General features: G+C 66.7%; 1 pseudogene. It reads left to right on the top strand.

Annotated elements, in window-relative coordinates:
• Nucleotides 1-351 (top strand): annotated as a pseudogene (locus IF89_RS0136405) (sugar ABC transporter substrate-binding protein); the annotation flags it as partial.

A 351-nucleotide genomic window follows, 5' to 3' on the forward strand; every position in this document is an offset into this window, starting at 1 on the left:
CAAGTTCGAGTCCGACGGCAAGCTCGGCTACGCCGCCTTCCCCGCGGTGGATGGCGGCAAGGGCGACCCCAAGTCGCTCGCCGGTAACCCCTCGGTGTACTGGTCGATCTCGGCCAAGGCCACCGATGTCCAGGCCAAGAAGGCCCTGGACTACATCACCTCGGACGTGTGGAACGACAGCTACGTCAAGACCATGACCGACGCCGGGAACATCCCCCCGCTGACCGATGCCGCCACCAAGGTTAAGGGCCACTTCGCCACCACCCTGAGCGACATGGTCTCCGAGGCGCCGAGCTTCCAGCAGTCCTGGGACCTCGCCCTCTCCCCGGCAGCCTCGGCGGCACTGTGGAC

The sequence above is a fragment of the Streptomyces sp. NRRL F-2664 genome, from assembly GCF_000719345.1.
GTDB lineage: Bacteria > Actinomycetota > Actinomycetes > Streptomycetales > Streptomycetaceae > Streptomyces.